The organism is Prevotella sp. oral taxon 313 (assembly GCF_003043935.1).
In the GTDB taxonomy this organism is placed as follows: domain Bacteria; phylum Bacteroidota; class Bacteroidia; order Bacteroidales; family Bacteroidaceae; genus Prevotella; species Prevotella jejuni.
In genome coordinates this window covers 128,003-146,707 of record NZ_PYXE01000001.1, presented here as the reverse complement: position 1 = coordinate 146,707, position 18,705 = coordinate 128,003, and the positions used below count along the sequence as shown (strand labels likewise).

Sequence of the window (18,705 nt, the reverse complement as noted above, 5' to 3'; positions counted from 1 at the left end):
AATTAAAGGATTAAGAAATGAAGAAAAACATATTAGCTTTATCGCTCTTGGCAGCAGTAGCAGCTGGTTTCACTGCTTGTTCAGATGATGCTTTGTCAAGTGAGAGCGTTATCAAGTCTTCCAAGACAGCAGACACAGCCTTTGACAAGTGGCTGTATAAGAATTTTGTAGTACCTTATAACATCCAGATTCAGTGGCGTTATGAGGACAATGAGTCAGACATGTCTTACTATGACGTACCTGCTGATTCTGCTCAGTCAGTCGAGTTAGCACATATCATTAAGTACACCTGTGTGGAAGCTTATACCGAAGCTGCAGGCATTGACTTCACACGTCGTTACTTCCCAAAGCTCTTTAGCTTCTTAGGTGAGTTCGAATACGAGAACAGTGGTAGCCAGAAACTCGGTACTGCAGAGGGTGGAAAGAAGATACGTCTCTTGGGTGTTAACTATATTGATAAGTATAAGACCAATCGTCCTCTACTTGATGAATATTTCCTTAAGACCATTCACCACGAGTTTGTTCATATCGTTAACCAGACCAAAGACTACCCACGTGACTTCGGTAAGGTGACTCCAAATGGTTATGTTAATGACTCATGGAGTTCTGATACGTATGGAGAAGGCTTTGAGAAGCGTGGTTTCGTTTCAGCATACTCACAGAAGGAAGAGCGCGAGGACTTTGCTGAGATGGTAAGTACTTACATTATCTCAACACCTGCGCAGTGGAATGCTATTATTAAGAAGGCTACTCTTGTTGATGCGAATGGAGACCCTATCAAGGATCAGGAAACAGGAAAACCTGCTCCTCAACCAGGCGTAGAAGCACTTGAGAAGAAGCTTGAGATTTGCAAACGTTACTATAAGGAGACCTTTAATGTCGACCTTGATAAGGTGCGTGATGCTGTCATCAGACGTGAGAACAACGTTGTTAGTGGCAGTTATAATCTTACAAGTCTTAACTAACAAGAAAGGATTACTATAATGAAAGCAACTAAATTATTTATATATCTCCTACTTGCTTTGCCAGCATTCTTCCTTCAGTCTTGTCAGACTGAGGAGGATAATGTCTTTGATAAGCCTTATTCTGAGCGCATGGGAGAGTTCCTGCAGAAGGCTCAAGATACATTGACAGCATCGCAATATGGCTGGGTGTTAGACTATTACCCACAGAGTAATCAGAGGTACGGTGGCGTGGCTTATACTATTAAGTTCACTCATGATGATGCCATCGTACGCTATGAGAAAAACCCTGATGATGGCGAAGTGAAGTCGTTGTATAAGATGAAAGAGGACGACGGACCTGTTTTGTCGTTCGATACTTACAATGCTTTCCTCCATAAGTATGCTACTCCAAAGAAGGGTGAGTATCGTGGTATGGAAGGTGATTTCGAGTTTGTTATTGACGAAATTAAGGCTGACTACATCAAGGTCCATGGCAAACGTTCGCTGAATACTATGTATCTTCGCAAGCTCTCTGAGCCTGCAACTGACTATATAGAGCAGGTGACCGACCTCACCAACCTCTTTGTCTTCTCTGATTTCAATCTCAGTATCGGTGGAAAGACTTACACGCTCGTTATTACCGATAGGGATAATCGTCAGTTAGCTATCTATGATGGCAATACTCCTATAGCTGAGTCTGCTTATACCTTTACTGATAGGGGAATCCGTTTGTACGAACCTATCACGATTAATGGGGCTGTTGTCTATGACTTGACCTTTGATAAAGAGACTGCAAAACTCTCTGGTAACGGTGTTCAGACTACTTCTTCAAAGATTGATGTCAACGTTATTGCCAATCTGATTGGTACTGTTGATGTCTCTAATGGTGCTAAGAAAATTAAGAAGACAATACCTTATCTTAGTTGGCTCAACGTCAGCTGTGACGCTTCATGGGTTCACCTAACAAAGGAGGGCAACACGCTTACCATCGATGTAGACGCCAACGCGATTGCTACCAAGGCTCGTGGTGCTAAGATTAAGATTTCTAATGGTATTGATGAAGCAAGTGCAGCGGTTATGCAATATGACCTCTCTGCTCTCATGGGTTACTATGAACTCAAGATGACTTCATACGTTGCTGGTGACAATAACAAGGATGTTCTCAAGGTCAATACACGCCAAGCTCGACTGAGATATGAAGGCTCTGGTGCGAACCGTAAGTTCTATTTGAATGTTTCCAGTCCTTATGGTGACGACTTTGTATTCCCATTGACCTATGTGGCTTCCGCAAAAGCGTTCTTAATGCAGAGTGGTCAGAATGTGATAACAATACGAAATAGTAGAGCAACCTTCTACATTGCTAACGCATTTAATATCGATGAAAATCGTGGTACGGGTACATATACAGATTTCTATAACCTGATTACCTTCTCTGTAAATGAAAGTGGTGATATCAGTGCATCACTCTGTGGTCCATTGTTCGTTAGCGCTGGAGGACAGCTTAAGTATGTGAAATTGACTGCTGATCGCCTTGTTCTGAATGCTTACACGAGCGAACCATTTAGCGAAGGGAATCTTTTTGCTATGTTGGATATGTGGATTAACCCAGTGATAACGAAGAAGTCTTCTTCATCCTCATCTGCTAAGCCTGCTATCTTACCAGAGGAGACATCCGACAATACTCTGTCATTACAGATGCCACAGTATCTGCCAAATCGTATTCCAAGCTTTGATGTAGACTTTAGCTCACGCCTCACCACATCTGTAGCGAAACAAGTAAAACTAAACAAGTAAATGTTTTATGAGAAAGATATTTAATATTTGTATTCTCTTTGCTGTTGCTGCAGGCTTTATTGCCTGCAGTGACGACAATGATGCAGGTAGTACTTACTTGCGTAAGAATCCTGTCAATGTGGTAAGCTCTAAGCTTTTCTTCTCTGCTGCGGCACAGAAGGGTGGGGTGAAGTTTACTGCACCAGCTGGCTCAACCGTCTCTGTCAGTGACTCATGGGCTACGGCACAACTGCTGAATGACTCGGTCGTTGTCAGTGTTACTAACAACCCAGCTGTCGACAGTCGTTCTGCTGTGTTGACTATCAAGAATGGGAATGACTCTACTAATCTGCCTATCTTGCAGTCGGGAGCTGTCTTTAAATATAAAGGAGCTAAGAATATTGTTGTTAGCGACAAAGATACAACGCTTACGTTGCCTTATTCAAAGGTAGGTGCTGAGCCTGCCTTAATGCTTGCTGACTCTGCTGATGCTTCTGCGGTATCATCTGTTGAGGACAAGGACTCTGCTTTTGTGGCACATATCAATGCCAATTCAACAGGCGAGGTTCGTACGTTCTTGCTCGTTCTGAAGAACCAAGAGCAGCGTGATACGATTACTGTAACGCAGGGAAGCATTGATGATTTCGTTGGTAAAACGTATAGTCTCTATGGATATGACTTGTTGAAGATGACAAGCTCAACAACTGATATCAACTCATTGGTTACTCAGTTTGTTGGTACTTTTAAGAAGGAATCTGATACAAAGTTGTCTTTCGCCTCTGATGATACAGGTTTGAGGATGCTTTTCTATTTTGATCCTGCTGACCTCTCACTGACATTGAAAGGTGGTGAATATATCCTTACACAAACGAGGGATAATACGACGTATCGCTATCGTACAGCTTTTTGGGATATTAAACACTATGCTGTATTGATGAACCTTATCCAACAGCAGACGGCAGCACATAACGCTGGTAAAGTGAGTGATGACGACTTTGCTAAATTCCAGAGAGTGGTTACTGCTATCTATGATATCTATGCTTCACCTAATCTGTCAATGACAGCACGAATGACTTACTCTAAGGAGGATGGCATGGTTGCTGGTCTCCTTGAGAGTAATGCTGCGAGTGCTGCTTACATCCAGTCTTATAATGCTTTAGGAAAACTGGGTTTCCCTATTGGTTCATTTAATGGAAATGCACTCGCTATCTATAAGTATGCCCAACAAGGACGCACGCAAGTTTTTAACAATGTTTCTTATATTCTTCAACCAGTGATGCTCTTCCATCCTTTGAGCACAAGTGCTAAGCCTGCAGCATTCTTGAAGAAGAGATAAAACAGTAAAAAAGATAAGTTCGAAAAAGGCTAATGCCGTAAGTATGCAGCTGTGGTTCCTACCACAATGCAGGCTTACGGCATTCTTTTTGTTCGCTCGATACAGCAAGCATGGTTTGACTCTTATTCCCCAACACAGGCTTACTATGTTCTTATTATTCGTTCGATACAGCAAGCATAGTATGACATTTATTCCCTAACACAGGCTTACTATGTTCTTATTATTCGTTCGATATAGCAGACATAGTTTGATATTTATTCCCTGACACAGGCTTACTATGTTCTTATTATTCGTTCGATATAGCAAGCATGGTTTGACTCTTATTCTCCGACACAGGCTTACTATGTTCTTTTTGTTCGTCCGACGCAGGGCTGAATGCTCCTCCTAACAACAGCATGGTTATTACGTATAATACAAGATAAGTTTTATTTTGTTTTGCTGTCACATTTAACACTTCGACTTAACGTGCTGTTTTTTATTGAGTTACGTCGTTATTTTGGATGACAGATATGACAGGAAAATATATTTTAAGATTTCCTCTTTGTGATAGAAAGCTAAAGATTCAATGCGAAAGTTAGGATAGAACAATTTACCAAAGAGCCGTTTTTCACGCAAGAACATCAAGGTGTCATCACATTGTAACGCTTTCACCTGTACAAATAGATGGTGGCCTCACCTCCAGCCCCGTTCGGCCTTACCCCCAACCCCTCTCTGAATGGCGAGGGGCGTAGTATGTGAGGTTACCCCTATTGGCCTCGCCTCACCCCCAACCCCTCTCCGAATGGCGAGGGGCGTAGTATGTGAGGTTACCCCTATTGGGCTGCTTGCATACTTTGTAGAGGTTTTTTCTCTCACGCTGCAGAGTTTTTTCTCTCACAGAACTCACAGATCTAACAGGAACTTTTTGCGTACTGTTTAATTCGTGGGGAGGTTTTTCTCTCACAGATCTCACAGATTTGACAGACCCTTTTTGCGCACAGTTTCGAGTCCACAGAAGGCCTCCGGCATACAGATATCACAGAGCGTAACTGCCAAAGATGGCTGTAAGGTTCTGTGTAATCGGTTGACTTAATGTCTCTGTGAACCTTGGTGTGTTCTGTTATTCTGTGTTATTCTGTGAGAAAAAGAACATTGTATGTGTGTGTGGATAGGTTTTTCTCTCACAGAGCGCACAGAGTTCACGGAGCATTTTGGCGCACAGTTTCGAACCCACAGAAGGCCTTCGGCATACAGATATCACAGAGCGTTTCAGCTAATGTTGGCTGTAAGGTTCTGTGTTATCGGTTGACTTAATGTCTCTGTGAACCTTGGTGTGTTCTGTTATTCTGTGTTATTCTGTGAGAAAAAGAACATTGTATGTGTGTGTGGATAGGTTTTTCTCTCACAGAGCGCACAGAGTTCACGGAGCATTTTGGCGCACAGTTTCGAACCCACAGAAGGCCTCCGGCATACAGAGAACACAGAGCGTTTAAGTTAAAGGTGGCTGTAAGGTTCTGTGAAATCGGTTGACTTAATGTCTCTGTGGAATGCTGTGTGTTCTGTTCTTCTGTGTTTTTCTGTGAGAAAAAGAACACACCCTCGATATGAGATTAGGCCTATGAGACTCGCTGCGGATTTTTTTCTCTCACAGAACTCACAGATTTAACAGAACTCATTAGCGCACTGTTTCGAACTCATAAGACAGTGGCCCCTCCCCCAACCCCTCCCCCGCAGGGAGGGGCGTGATATGTGAGGTTACCCCTATTAGGCTGCTTACATACTTCGTAAAGGTTTTTTCTCTCACAGAACTCGCAGATTTAACAGAACCTTTTAGCACACTGTTTCGAACTCACAGTAGGCCTCCGGCATACAGATATCACAGAACGTTATACCTAAAGGTGGGTGTTGGATGTTGAGAGTTAGGTGTTGATGATAAGTTATAAAGATGTTGGGGTGGGTCCACATTCTAATTACGACACAAACAGCGAAGTAGGGGTAACCTCGGTAATCACTCCCTTCTCCATTCGGAGAGGGGCTGGGGGTGAGGCTTCTGATGGGTGTTGGGTGATGGGTGTTAGGTGTTGATGATTAGCCACATGGGTATCTCGGTGATTATGCCCTTTCCCTTCGGGGGAGGGGACGGGGGAGTGTTCAGCTCTTCTCTGCGTGTTCTCCCTGTTTGCAGAAAAGCTTCTGTTCCTCTGTGAAAATCTGTGAGAGATAAATTATCCAACGAGTCACTTATCTTAGTTTTCTCACAGAAATGCACAGAAGAATAGAACACACAAAGGCCCACAGAGACATTAAGTCAACCGATGACACAGAGCGTTACTGCTAATGTAGATACAAATAAGGAGGTTACAAGCTGCCTACATCCACCCCACATGGGTATCTCGGTGATCACGCCCCTTCCCTTCGGGGGAGGGGATGGGGGAGGGGCCGCTCTTCTCTGTGTGCTCCCCCTGTTCGCTGAAAGGCCTCTGTTCCTCTGTGAACTCTGTGAGAGGATAAATTATCCAACGAGCCAGTTGCGTTCTAAACTCTGTGAGATGTAAAACTCCCAGCCACTCTCAAATGGTATGAAAATACTTGATAAAACTACAAGAACTACCCATTAATCCATAGCCGAGACTCCCCATAAAACCTACTTCGCAACTGACATAAAATCAACTACTTACCTCCTCCATTCAAAAAGGGCCTCTCCTTGCTCGAAGAAGGGGCCCTTCTACACACAAGAAGGGCATATCCTCGAATAAAGAAGGGCGTCTTCTTTAATCATTAAGGGTAAGTATTAGACTGGAGAAGTTTATTAAAACGGAAAAAAATTTACTCCTCTTAATCTTTTATAAGCAATTCTCTAAACCGAATTTTCTGCTCGAATAACTCCTCAATGCTTTGGTAAAGGAATTGACTTTGCCAATCGAATTGTGGCTTGTTAGCCGATAAGTTTGCATCAGACTTAAACTTTAGGCGCACTCTATAATACTGAACTAATTTTCCTTCAGCTTCTTTGTCGGCTGCAAATAAATATACATATTGGCAACCAACATACTTGTGCATCGCTTCAAGTGTCTCTACAACCTTTAACCAAAACAGGGTTTCGCCCATCCTTATATGCTTTGGTAGACCCAATGAAGCCCAATACGCTCGTGCAGCGTCATTGATTCCAAACAGTTTCAGCTCTACGGCTGGATAGGAAGCGAGCACCTTTGTAACCTCTTTTGTTCTTTCTATTTTCTCGTCTTTCTCCCAAGATTCCTTCTTACCAGCATACCTAAAGATGTCGTCAGGTGTCATATTGTAGTCTTTGGTTGCCTTGACATCCCTTAATAATTGGTCCTTTTCTATATCAGACGAAAAATCTCTATTCATCAGCCTACGAAGCGCTTCCCTTGCATTATAGCCTACTCTCATCCTCTCGGGCTGGGCCATCTCGAATAGTTCGCCACATCGTATAGAGAAGAAGATTAAAGGAATATTTGTTGGAGACATTACAACAAAAGAGGCAAGATGACCTTTTAAGTCATCTTCTACATATTCTACGGAATTAAACCACGCTATGATATTTCTCTGTTCCACACCTTCAACGGTTGGACCAGTCATAGCGTCCAAGATACTCTTATCTATTTCGCGTACTCTTCTTACCTCAAAGGCATCTATTAAGGTTAATGCTTCTTCTATTACTTTAGACATTTAGTTTTCTTTGTTGAGCTGAGGTAATATCTCATCGAAATAGAACCGCCGCATCTTTATGCGTTCTGCGTCTTGTATGATATCATCGAGTGCCATCGGAACATCGCATCGGTCGTCGTCTCCATAGCCTTCACGAGCATGCTGCCAAGAACTTTCTCCATGAGCAAGAATACTTAATGACCATGAATCTTTAGGGGCATAATGCTGAAAAACATAATCGAACGACTCAAGGAAAGGGGCCAACTCCGTCTGTGATGGTAGCTCGTTGAGTGCCTTAGCCTTATATTTATCGCGTACCTTAACGATTACAGGCCCATATTTCCATGCCTCAAACTGTTCGTCGAACATGGGTTGACCAGTACGGATAATAGACTCTCGCTGAGAAAAATACATGAGTTTATGAAGTTTCATCTCGTCTATCTCAGTATTCCTCTCATCTTTATACCTTTTAAAGATATAAGAAGCTGCTTTTATAACGTCAATCATTAGAAACTATTATTGGGAGTTCTCTTATCTCTCTGACCTCTCATGGGGGTAGAAGATTATAAGTGCTTTATGATGCAAAACTACTAAAAATATCCGATATATGCAACTCCTTGGAATAAAATCTTTCTCGCCTTATTTGCATTTCGGCTATTTTGCAAGATAGACAAACTAAGGCTGCAGGGGCTGAGCTTATTCTATGGCATACAAAGGATTGGGAAGGACTATACCCTTTCTACAAGCTGTCGCTCTAACATTATTCTCTATCCTGTATTTAATGCTGCGTTTCTCCGATTTTATCCATATATGTAATGCCCAAAGCAGACAAAACAAATACAATATGAATACTGATTTGCATAATTGTGTGTTGTGTATCTATATTTTCTGCTACAAATGTTTCCAACAAATGAACGGCAGAAATGCTGATAAGCGAAATCATCAATTTATGTTTTAATGCATTTGGATTTATCTTACCAAGATAACTAAACTGATTACTATCCTTGTCTTTCTCTATGATTTCCAGTCTGCTAACAAACGACCAATATCCTCCAATTACACATACGATGATTAAATTCAGAACCATTGAGACATCCACAATCCCTATAGCGAGCATAAGCATAGTTTCTTCTGTGAATGTCTCAATATTTATAAGGCTATGTATGACATCTTTACAAAAGACGTATGAATACATTCCCATTACTACGCACATACCGAGATAAACAGGAACTTGGAGCCATCGACTTTGAAAGATACACCACTCTATGACTTTTTCTAATTTGTTACTCATAAATATGATATTTAAAGTATTTGCATTAAGTAATCAACGATCTTTGAGTGACGTTGCTGAATTTTATCTTTATCCCAAATTGGGTCTTTTTCCGTCATTCCTAAAACTTCCCGTTGCTGCTGCAAGTATGTATAACTTTCTCGCTTTTTCTGGAATCTTTCATTGCTTAATGACATGTTATGGCTACCAGACAGTAGCAAGTAGTTTCCCAAACATTCCAAATAACGATTATAGAAGTCCTCATCATAAGAGCAATATCCATTATTCGGTTCTTTGTTTTCTGTTTGTGGAGCGATATGTTCAAGATGAGGTTGCTCAATGTCGTCATATCTCAACACCTTATATCCTGCTTTCCCACACTGAATAAGGTGATTTTCATATTTCCATAAGAGTATTTTGGCTGTGTTGTGGTTCATTCCCATATTTAGAGTACGTAATAATTCATCATTATTCCAATAGCCCCACCAGTCTTTCCTACTCTTCATCCATTGGATGTGATTGACTACTGTTTTAGCGCTATTATCCATATTCTTATAACATTCATGTAAACGCCACAAAAGATTAGCTCGTGTACCTATAATCCGATGACGGAGGAATATTTGTTCTAATGCTCTTGCTAATTCTTCTAGTTCTTTTTGAGGCATTCCTTTTAATAATGCTTTGATAACAAAAGGGAACATAATACTTCGATCTGCTGCAACAAGCAAAGCATGATAAGTGATGTTTTTCTTTGTTTCGTCTAAAAAGTTGCTTATTTGGCTAAAACAAGACGATAGTAGTTGCGTAAATTCCCTAATGAATGATATACAACTATCGGCTTTGTCTAATTCTTTGTTTACAAAGTCTGTTGAGTTTATATCGTCAAGAGAATTCCGATAAACTTTTATGGTATAATTCAATACATTGTCTTCATCTATATTTCCCTCAATCTTGGAGATAGATTTATAGATATGTTCAAAGCGTTCTGTAATCTCAGATAATAGGTTTTGCTTATCCTCTACGGGCGCATGCAGATGTATGTCGTACATAAACTGTGCTTTGATAATCTCCAACTTTGTGGGCTTTTTACCACGGTTGTTTTGGAAAATAAACATTTGTACAGCTTCGCTCTCATCTTTTACTACATGGGTTGTACAAGATGCTTTTGTCATAGCCTCAAGAAGCTGTAATAATTCTTCTTCTGTCTTATCGGTTAGTTCGTTGCAAAAAAAATCAAAGGCATTTACTATTCTTTCCTTTGAAACAGTATCTATCTCATTTCGATTATGGATCGTCTGGTCTATCACATAATCTCGGAACATCTGATTGTCATAACCCACAGTTGAAAAGCGATATTGACTTCTCTGTTTGATGGTGTTGCAATATAATATATACAAGTCATCATCAAATTCGTCCACCTTCTCTATGTTTCTAATTTGTTTTAATTGCTTATAGAGGGCTGACAGAAAGATAACGGTAGTTGTCAATCGCTGTTGTCCATCTATAATAGCATATTTATTCTCACCTTTCTCCTCAAAGAGAAAATGACCAAAATAGTATGGCGTAGAAGAGTGGCTATTTACATAATCTTGTAAATCTGACAGGAATGTATTGACTTGTTTGGGGCTTTTGTTAGAGCTATCTGTATCCCAGGAATAAGCTCGTTGATAGTTAGGCACACTAATTGACTTTCCTGCCAACAGTGTTGATATGTTTGTATATGATTCCATTATGATGTTTTATTTTAGCCTCCAATTCAAATTTTGAATTGGAGGACACAAAATGAATTTAGCGTGCTGCTCTTGAGCTGATTTTTTTACCGAATCGGTCGTAAGTATCAAGCCATGAGCCTTTTCTAACAACAAAAGTATCACCACTAACACTTACAAACATACCTATATTGGAGCTTAAGGACTTATACTTTTTCCCTTGCCCGTCATAAAGGTCATACCAACTACCTTTCAAAACAATAAAGAAATTTGAGCTATGCCCCATTATTTCTCCAATGTTTTCACTAACAGATTTTGTCTTCTTACCACGTTCGTCAAAGATGTCATACCAAGAACCGTGGCGCTCAATCATTGAAATTGCCATAATAGTTTTCTTTCTTTGGGTCGTACAATTCCTATGGACCGTTCAAGTTAATATGCAAGAAGCGTGGAACTGTATGCTCCACGTCTTAATGTACAGGCCCTGAGAAAACCTTTTGTGACAGATGTGGGAATAACAGCCCCACGCTATATGCGTGGAGACCATTACGACCTTTCTTGTCACATTGTTTGGAAGTTTCTCAGGCTTCGTACATACAAGAATAGGGCATAACGCCTCTTTTTACCAAAATGTATGGGCATATAATATGCCCAGTTGCAAAGATATAAATTTTTTTGTAATATTCTAAAAGAAAATAAAATATTATTTTGTACTTGCTGGTTGGCTTTACACTAAATTTTCAAATATCAAAATACGAGTTCTACAAAAAAATATTATAATTTTGCACTTGCTGGTGGCTTTATTGAATGCATACGCCCTTACAAAGAACCTTCTGTTCTCATAAACCTTAATTCCGCAGCATAAATTCTTGTGAGAACTCCAAGTGTCTGAGAAACAAAGTTCTCAAAACACTTGGATATGTCAGAAATTTCACCTATCTTGGTGCTACAAACATAATAAGTAAGCAAAAATCTGACATGACAAAGGTAGCAATTAAAAACGAGAATATCACTTCTTTCGGTGGAATTTATCATATTATGGACGTTTTCTCAAAGCTGGACTTTGAAAAACTTACCGAATCTGTATTGGGCAAACGTGGAAGTAGCGGCAAGGCATTCAGCCATGGAAGTATTTTCGGCTCTCTCTTCTTCAGCTACCTTTGTGGTGAAGATTGCCTTGAGGACATCAATGCGCTTATAGGGCAGTTCAGGCAGAGATCTAATACACTATTACCCGGTGCCGACACTGTGGGGCGCGGACTAAAGGAGCTTGCCGAGGAAAATACTGTCTATAAGAGCGAAACCCCCGGCAAGTCGTATAGTTTCAACACGGCAGAAAAGTTGAATACCTTACTTTTACGGATGATACGGAGAATGGGGCTTATAAAGGCGGGCAGTCATGTTGACCTGGACTTTGACCACCAGTTTGTTCCTGCCAACAAGTTTGATGCAAAGTATTCTTACAAGCAGGACCATGGCTATTTCCCTGGTTGGGCTTCCATTGGAGGAATCATAGTCGGAGGTGAGAATCGTGACGGAAACACCAATGTGAGATTCCATCAGGAAGACACGCTCCGTCGCATTATGGACCGTGTAACCTCAGAACTTGGTGTGGTAATAGAGCGTTTCCGTGCTGACTGCGGGTCGTTCTCAAAGGAAATCATACAAACCGTAGAGCAGCGCTGCAACACGTTCTACATTCGTGCTGCCAACTGCGGCAGTCGCTACGAGAATTTCCAACAGTTGAAGGAATGGAAAAACGTTGAGATTGGCTATGAGAAATGCGATGTCACATCCATCAGCATGGACAGCTTGATAGAAGGAAAGTCATACAGACTTGTCGTACAGCGTAGTCCTTTGAAAGACAAGGATGGCAAGTAACAGACGGATATGTTCGGAGTAATATACACATACCGCTGTATCCTCACTAATGACTGGGTGTCTACCGAGAAAGACATCATTACATTTTATAATGAGCGTGGGGCAAGTGAAAAGAACTTCGACATACAGAACAATAACTTTGGATGGTCACATCTGCCCTTTTCCTTTATGGCTGAGAACATGGTTTTCATGATGGTTACCGCCATGCTGAAGAACTTCTATCTCTATCTCGTCCGTCATATCAGCGAAAAGGTCAAGCCGCTGAAGAAGACAAGCAGGCTGAAAGCCTTTATCCTGCATTTTGTCAGCGTACCAGCAAAATGGGTGAGAACGGGAAGGCAGAACGTTCTAAACCTATATACAAATAAAACATACTACTCTGAAGTATTCCTTGAATAAACAGTATTTCTTTGTGGCTATCATATCCCCCATTGGGTTTGGATGGGGGATTTTATGCCTATGCAAGAACCAAGAACCCCAGAAAAATCCCAAATCAATGGATAAATACCAAAATGTCACGTCAATATATAAAAGTAGATCGCAAAGAATAATGCTGCGGAATTGAGGTAACTATATAAACGCAAAAAGCATCGGAAGTGCACACTGCCCCCAATGCTTTTTGCGTATTATTATATGAGGTATAAGTTTTTCGTCCTTAAAAGAATCTGTTTTTATCTGATTGCGTTTAACCCTGTTCAAGTATTTTCTTGTCTGTCAAGAAATCCAAGAGTCCGACAGTCAATACTCCGAGTTCGTCTTCCTTGCGGTGGATATCATCACCTACAATGACAATCTTACGGAAGTGGTCATTGATTGACAATAAAGGACGTCGCTCTTGCTGTTCCTTTTCTGGCGTAGGCATGTGAAAGGCTGACTGGATATACACTCTGTATGGAGGGCGGTTCACCACAAAGTCTACCTCCAACTGTTTTCTGACAAACTTACCGTTCTCATCCTTGCCACCAAGTTCAACCAATCCTACGTCCACATTATATCCTCGACTGCGAAGCTCATTATAGATAATGTTTTCCATAATGTGCGTTTCCTCTTGTTGGCGATAGTTGAGAATGGCAGCACGTATGCCGATGTCTGCGAAGTAGTATTTCGTCTCGGTACTGATATATTTTCTTCCTTTCACATCATAGCGCAAAGCTTCTTCTATCAAGAAAGAGTCTTTCAGATAGTCAATGTATTGTTTTATAGTGTCTCTTTTTATGGTTACCCCTTGTGAAGATTGAAAAGTATTGGCTATTCTCGTTGGATTGGTTGACGAACCAATGCCCGAGGCTATTACACGCACCAATTCCTTCATTCCTTCAGGATTACGCAGATGGTTGCGCTCAATTACGTCACGCAGATAGGTAGTTTCATACAGACCACGCAAATAGTCTGTTTTCTTTTCTTCCGTTTCAAGCAAAGCCACCTGTGGCAGTCCTCCAAAAGTATAGTAATCCAACCAAGCTTTGCGTATATCTCCACCAATACCACTAAAGTATTCGTCAAAGGTGAGAGGCCATATGCGTATCTCGTCCCCTCTACCTCGGAACTCAGTCACAACATCACTTGATAGGAAGCGAGAGTTTGAGCCCGACACATACACATCTACATTCCTCATGTGTGTCAAGCTAAGAATAACCTCCACAAATTCTTCTACCAACTGTACCTCGTCCAAGACAATATAATAAGGTTTGCCATCATCCACAACCTTTGAATCTATATAGTCGAGCAAGGTATCAGGCTTCCTCAACCGCCTGTTTCGGAAATCATCAAGTTGTATCTCAATGATGTGACTATCAGTTACCCCATGTTCCAACAGCCAGTTATGCCAGATGTCAAACAGCAGGAAAGACTTTCCACATCGTCTGACACCTGTTATAATCTTCACAAGTCCATTCCCACGTCCTGCGATAAGTTCATCCAAATATTTCTTACGTTCAAATATCATATTAGAGTACTATTTTTGATATTAGTATCATATTTTACACCGCAAAGATAACTTTTTTATTTCGAAATACAGTATAACCAATGGAAAAACTGCGTTTAAGAAGTATAAAAATGTGATAAAACAGTATGATAGGCTACATTTCTATTGGTTCTTATAGAATTAAAAAGGGATGATTGGCAATCATATTCTTTATTTATCATATAGTTTACCCCTCCCTTATAAAACAATCTTATTGGAGGTAAGCTTACTATGTATGTGGATTAATCTCATTCTATTAACAATCTACACATTTAACGGAAGAACCAAATTAAACCTACATAAGGGCATTAGCAAAGAAAGGAGAAAAGTCATTATTCAAGACTTTTTAAAGGCTCATTCCCCTTGTAGATAAAGGGATATAAGATGTTTTAGGTCTCTTTTCGTCACTTATACCAAAGATTGTAATAGATTAGTCTACTCACCCCTTACAGTCTTAAATCAGCTATAGAGTTCTGTTACTCCGCCAAAAGGCGTTAACCCTGTTACTTTGTCTTCGCATACCCAGTCTACAAGCTGTTCACTTTGTTACCCTGTCTCTTGTCTTACCCTGTCTAAAATCTGTTCACTTTGTTACCCTGTCTCTTGTCTTACCCTGTCTAAAATCTGTTCACTTTGTTACCCTGTCTCTTGTCTACCCTGTCCTCGGTTAATACCGTCTTAACGATGCTATTCAGTCAAAACGAGGTTTCCTGTCATTCCTGTCAGCCTTGGTCTTTACTTAACTCTTTAGTACACAGTGAGGTTACACTGAATGTTAAAAGTGACAGCAAATGAGAATAAAACTTTTTCTTGTAGTAATGTGTAATAAATCCAGTCTTGCGTTGAAAGCCTTTGCTCTCCATGCTTTGAGAGAAGAGGAAGTTTTTTATTTTAATTTTTCTTTGCCTTTTCTTTGTGGGATTTAATATTTATTTTTGTCTTTGCACCCAGTTAAGTTAAAATTAACCAGTATTTCAAATGGAAATGATAAAGAATATTATTACGGCTATGGGATGTGACCTCCGCACAAGGGGTGCACAGACTTTCTGTGGCGTAATGGATTCTTTAACAAAAAAAGATAGAAAAAAGAGCGAGAATTATTTGGTAGTTCCAAATAATTGTGTACTCTCTCTCTCTCTCTCTCTCTCTCTCTCATATAGGCCAGGCCTAACCTCACCACTTCTTTCTTCATACGCGTGCGCGCGAGGAGCGCCGTGTGAACCCATGTAGACAAAGGAATTGTTGTGATTTCCCTTTGTCTTTTTTCGTGTGTTGTTTGCTTGATGGCAATAGAGAGTTAAGGCAAACAAGCGGTGGGAAAGCAAGACGATAACCCCAACAAATAATCAACTCATAACGATAATAAAAAGTAGAATAAAATAAACATGATGCACGAAGGTGTATCGCTAAACTCAAATGAAAATTATGGAAAAGGTAAAGAGGGCTTACACACAGCCTGCGTGTGGATTTGTCTGCACAGAAATTGAGACTTTAATGAATCAGGCAAGTGGTTCTGCAGGAACTATTGGTCATGGCAGTCAAGCTGGCGATGCCAAGCAGGCACCTGTCTGGATGGACAATGAAGAGGATGAGGAAGAGGAGAAGTCTTCATGGGTCTCAACAAGAAGAAGCGATTTATGGGATTAATAAATTAAGTAACTAAAGAAACAAAAAGACTATAATTATGAGTAATTCAATGAAACAACTAACGCAATTTGCTGCGTGTGCATTAGCTGCCTTGTCTGTTGTGGCTTGTTCAAGTGAAGACAGTGCACAGCAGGACAATGCTAAGCAGAATACCGCTAAGGGTGTTGCTACTTTTGATGGTTCACAGCCAGGGAATGACACTCGTGCATTGACACGTACAACAGCTACCTATACACTTGGTGGCGATGCTAAGGTGTTCTGGTCATCAGCTGACAAGATTTTCGTACAGGACGATGCCAATACCTTCCATCAGAGTAATGCTGCAAACCTTTATAACCCATCCAATAAAGCAAAGGCAATATTCAGTCTTGCTTCTGGTTCATTTACATTGAACAACCGTGAGGTGCGTTATACGGGTGAGAACGGAACGGACGCTAACACTGTGACCATTGCAACCACACAGACACAGACCACAGCCAACGACTTTAGCCATCTTGGTACATCAGGCGATTGCGGTACTGCAACAGCAACAGGCAGCAATGGTAACTACACCTTTACACTCAACCATAAGGCAAGTTACCTCTGCTTCGTCCCACGTTGTATGAATACCGACCTTGGTCCAAATATCAAGTTGACAAAGATTAAGGTAACAGCCGACCAGCCTATCGCAGGTAAGTATGACTTCTCAACAGGAAGCCTTACACAGAAGGCAGGTGAAACTTATTCAAACACCGTTACGCTTAATACAAGCGACTTCTCACTAAACACAACCACCTCATCTCTCGCTACCAACGGAGCTTATATGGTTGTTGCACCAGGTACGTATAACTTTACAATCACTTATACGATTAAAGACCCTACAACTAATGTTGAGGGTGATATCGTAAAGACTGTTTCAAGCTATAATTGTCAGGAGGGTAAGATAAATGATATTACGGCTAACCTTACGCCAAAGGATTATTCGAATGAGTTTGCGAAAAATTATTATATGTGGGATGCTCAGACAAACTATTGGAGTGGACATAATTGGAAAGACTCTGATCCTTGGCAACCAGTTGCACCGAATCAACCAAACAATAATTATCCTAAACCAGGTGACCCAAGATATAAGAGTACAGTTGCTGAGTATAATGGAACCACTCCTACTCCATATACAGCAACACAAAGTTGTGCCAATTTACCGACTGTTAATGCTATGTTATGGTTTGCAATGAAAGGTGACCCACATTGGGATGATAGTTTGTGGAGTTTAATGGGACATTTAGGAAAAGGTGGAATGTGGATAAAAAAGCGTGCAAAGATTATATCTGATGAAGGAATATCATCACAAATCTTTGATGAAAAATATCCTGATCCTGATAACTCTAATGTTCTTACCGATTGGCGTTATAAGACTACTTGGCCATGGACTAAGTTTGAAAATCATAATATTTCTTCAGTGTCTACATTGAATGCGGTAAGCGATTACTTCTTCTTGCCGACAATAGGATTTTATGATAATGCACAGCTTTATTCTATTGGCATAAAGGGTCTCTATTGGTCATCTACAAGTTCCCCATGGTACAGTAGCGGTGGCTATGCATTAGGTGTACAAGAAGAAATGACTGTTGTTGCTCCAAGTTATCGTACCTGGGGTTTCCAAGTTCAGCCTGCACTCTTCCAGTAAAGTTATATCTGATAATTTCTGGTTTTGTATTATCTAATATGATGGTAATTTAATTTTCGTTTTCTTGCCTCCTAACGTTCCTGTGGCGTTTTGGGGGCAAGTTTTTTGTTAGGTAGTATGAGTTGGTGATATATAAAAGACAGATGGTAATAGATTAGTCTACTCACCCTTTACAGTATTAAATAGGCTATAAAAATCTGTTACTCCGCCTAAAGGCGTTAACCCTGTTACTTTGTCTTATCGTACCCTGTCTACAATCCGTTCACTTTGTTACCCTGTCTTTTCTCTTACCCTGTCTACAAGCTGTTCATTTTGTTACCCTGTCTCTTGCATACCCTGTCCTCGGTTAATACCGTCACAACAACGGTATTCAGTCAAAACAAAGTTTCCTGTCATTTCTGTCAGCCTTGCTCTCCACTTAACTTGTTAGTACACAGAGAGGTTACACGAAATGTTAAAAGTGACAGCAAATAAGAATAAAACTATTTCTCGTAGTAATGTGTAATAAATCCAGACTTCTGTTGACAGTCTTTCTGCTCTATGCTCGAGAGAACTGAGAGAAAATAGTTATGTTATTAGGGCAATAGATTACTCCTTCAGTCTTAGCTTGGTTATATATTTCTGTTACTCCAGTCAAAGGCGTTCACTTTGTTACTCTGTCTCCTTTATACCCTATCTAAAATTGTTCACCTTGTTACCCTGTCTTCCCATATCCAGTCTAAATCCGTTCACTTTGTTACTCTGTCTTTCCATACCCTGTCTAAAGCCGTTTATTCTGTCTTTTGTGTATTTTGTCCTTGTGTCCTGTGAGAGATTAACGGTAATAATCACGTACATGTATCACTTTTACTACAAAGGGCTGTAA

Annotated in this window: 11 protein-coding genes and 1 pseudogene; 6 read left to right on the top strand and 6 right to left on the bottom strand. The window is 40.5% G+C overall.

Annotated elements, in window-relative coordinates; translation table 11 throughout:
* Positions 1-17 precede the first annotated feature (17 nt).
* From AXF23_RS00660 to AXF23_RS00650, 3 genes are read left to right on the top strand one after another with little or no spacing between them, the layout of a single operon-like run.
* The gene (locus AXF23_RS00660) at positions 18-965 is read left to right on the top strand and encodes a zinc-binding metallopeptidase (RefSeq protein ID WP_107623935.1); all 948 of its coding nucleotides are present in this window, start codon (positions 18-20) and stop codon (positions 963-965) included.
* 18 nt (positions 966-983) lie between these two features.
* Positions 984-2,738, top strand: a complete 1,755-nt coding sequence (locus tag AXF23_RS00655) for a DUF4302 domain-containing protein (RefSeq protein ID WP_107623934.1) — start codon at positions 984-986, stop codon at positions 2,736-2,738.
* A 7-nt stretch (positions 2,739-2,745) separates the two neighbouring features.
* The gene (locus tag AXF23_RS00650; protein WP_107623933.1) at positions 2,746-4,053 is read left to right on the top strand and encodes a BACON domain-containing protein; all 1,308 of its coding nucleotides are present in this window, start codon (positions 2,746-2,748) and stop codon (positions 4,051-4,053) included.
* Positions 4,054-6,867: 2,814 nt separating this feature from the next.
* On the opposite strand, the gene AXF23_RS00645 is transcribed toward AXF23_RS00650, so the two are convergent.
* From AXF23_RS00645 to AXF23_RS00625, 5 genes are all read right to left on the bottom strand, one after another.
* Positions 6,868-7,725 (bottom strand): hypothetical protein, encoded by an 858-nt coding sequence (locus AXF23_RS00645; RefSeq protein ID WP_233251209.1) that lies wholly within the window; start codon positions 7,723-7,725, stop codon positions 6,868-6,870.
* Positions 7,726-8,211, bottom strand: a complete 486-nt coding sequence (locus AXF23_RS00640) for a Panacea domain-containing protein (protein WP_009011711.1) — start codon at positions 8,209-8,211, stop codon at positions 7,726-7,728.
* Positions 8,212-8,482: 271 nt separating this feature from the next.
* A complete protein-coding gene (locus tag AXF23_RS00635) occupies positions 8,483-8,995 on the bottom strand; it encodes a TIGR00645 family protein (protein WP_089366324.1) in 513 nt (170 codons plus the stop codon).
* Between the two features lie 11 nt (positions 8,996-9,006).
* A complete protein-coding gene (locus AXF23_RS00630; RefSeq protein ID WP_107623932.1) occupies positions 9,007-10,704 on the bottom strand; it encodes a DUF262 domain-containing protein in 1,698 nt (565 codons plus the stop codon).
* 58 nt (positions 10,705-10,762) lie between these two features.
* Positions 10,763-11,068 carry a hypothetical protein gene (locus tag AXF23_RS00625; protein WP_107623931.1) on the bottom strand — a complete coding sequence of 102 codons (306 nt, stop codon included), beginning with the start codon at positions 11,066-11,068 and terminating at the stop codon, positions 10,763-10,765.
* A gap of 593 nt (positions 11,069-11,661) precedes the next feature.
* Between AXF23_RS00625 and AXF23_RS00615 the strand changes: the two are divergent.
* Positions 11,662-12,963: pseudogene (locus AXF23_RS00615) on the top strand (IS1380 family transposase).
* 286 nt (positions 12,964-13,249) lie between these two features.
* On the opposite strand, the gene AXF23_RS00610 reads toward AXF23_RS00615, so the two are convergent.
* Positions 13,250-14,509, bottom strand: coding sequence for an ATP-binding protein (locus tag AXF23_RS00610; RefSeq protein WP_102048250.1), 1,260 nt, complete (start codon positions 14,507-14,509; stop codon positions 13,250-13,252).
* A 1,443-nt stretch (positions 14,510-15,952) separates the two neighbouring features.
* Between AXF23_RS00610 and AXF23_RS00600 the strand changes: the two genes are divergently transcribed.
* Together AXF23_RS00600 and AXF23_RS00595 are read left to right on the top strand one after the other, a co-directional pair.
* Positions 15,953-16,174, top strand: a complete 222-nt coding sequence (locus AXF23_RS00600; protein WP_146156714.1) for a hypothetical protein — start codon at positions 15,953-15,955, stop codon at positions 16,172-16,174.
* 37 nt (positions 16,175-16,211) lie between these two features.
* Positions 16,212-17,840 carry a hypothetical protein gene (locus tag AXF23_RS00595; protein WP_146156713.1) on the top strand — a complete coding sequence of 543 codons (1,629 nt, stop codon included), beginning with the start codon at positions 16,212-16,214 and terminating at the stop codon, positions 17,838-17,840.
* Positions 17,841-18,705 lie beyond the last annotated feature (865 nt).

Excerpts from the sequence above, each read along its gene's own strand:
- AXF23_RS00660 (WP_107623935.1), top strand. The coding sequence starts at position 18 with ATGAAGAAAAACATATTAGCTTTATCGCTCTTGGCAGCAGTAGCAGCT.
- AXF23_RS00600 (WP_146156714.1), top strand. The coding sequence starts at position 15,953 with ATGGAAAAGGTAAAGAGGGCTTACACACAGCCTGCGTGTGGATTTGTC.
- AXF23_RS00635 (WP_089366324.1), bottom strand. The coding sequence starts at position 8,995 with ATGAGTAACAAATTAGAAAAAGTCATAGAGTGGTGTATCTTTCAAAGT.
- AXF23_RS00645 (WP_233251209.1), bottom strand. The coding sequence starts at position 7,725 with ATGTCTAAAGTAATAGAAGAAGCATTAACCTTAATAGATGCCTTTGAG.
- AXF23_RS00655 (WP_107623934.1), top strand. The coding sequence starts at position 984 with ATGAAAGCAACTAAATTATTTATATATCTCCTACTTGCTTTGCCAGCA.
- AXF23_RS00595 (WP_146156713.1), top strand. The coding sequence starts at position 16,212 with ATGAGTAATTCAATGAAACAACTAACGCAATTTGCTGCGTGTGCATTA.
- AXF23_RS00630 (WP_107623932.1), bottom strand. The coding sequence starts at position 10,704 with ATGGAATCATATACAAACATATCAACACTGTTGGCAGGAAAGTCAATT.
- AXF23_RS00640 (WP_009011711.1), bottom strand. The coding sequence starts at position 8,211 with ATGATTGACGTTATAAAAGCAGCTTCTTATATCTTTAAAAGGTATAAA.
- AXF23_RS00650 (WP_107623933.1), top strand. The coding sequence starts at position 2,746 with ATGAGAAAGATATTTAATATTTGTATTCTCTTTGCTGTTGCTGCAGGC.
- AXF23_RS00625 (WP_107623931.1), bottom strand. The coding sequence starts at position 11,068 with ATGGCAATTTCAATGATTGAGCGCCACGGTTCTTGGTATGACATCTTT.
- AXF23_RS00610 (WP_102048250.1), bottom strand. The coding sequence starts at position 14,509 with ATGATATTTGAACGTAAGAAATATTTGGATGAACTTATCGCAGGACGT.